This window comes from Achromobacter sp. SIMBA_011 (assembly GCF_046535435.1).
GTDB lineage: Bacteria > Pseudomonadota > Gammaproteobacteria > Burkholderiales > Burkholderiaceae_B > Achromobacter > Achromobacter dolens.
In genome coordinates, this window is sequence record NZ_JAWRWN010000651.1 from 1 (window position 1) to 263 (window position 263).

At 52.5% G+C, this 263-nt stretch carries 1 pseudogene; it reads left to right on the top strand.

Going from position 1 to position 263, the window contains the following annotated elements:
• Positions 1 to 163: 163 nt before the first annotated feature.
• Positions 164 to 263, top strand: a pseudogene (gene flgB / locus SB816_RS32565) (flagellar basal body rod protein FlgB); the annotation flags it as partial.

The following is a 263-nucleotide window of genomic DNA, read 5'->3' on the forward strand; positions in this document are numbered from 1 at the left end:
GACGCAGTTGTAGTGAAACGTCGGGCTTCTGGATGCTCGGAATTTGAGTCTTGGGCAATGCCGACCGATTTGCCAAAGGTTATTACGGACTCGGGGCCTTCTCAGTTGCCGAAATTAACGTTCTGTGACGCCTTGCACGCCCGATCAATCGTAAGGGACTTTAATGCTAGATAAGCTCGATGCCGCCTTCGCCTTTGACAAACAGGTGCTTGATGTCCGCTCGTACCGACAGGAACTGATGTCCTCGAACATCGCGAACGCAG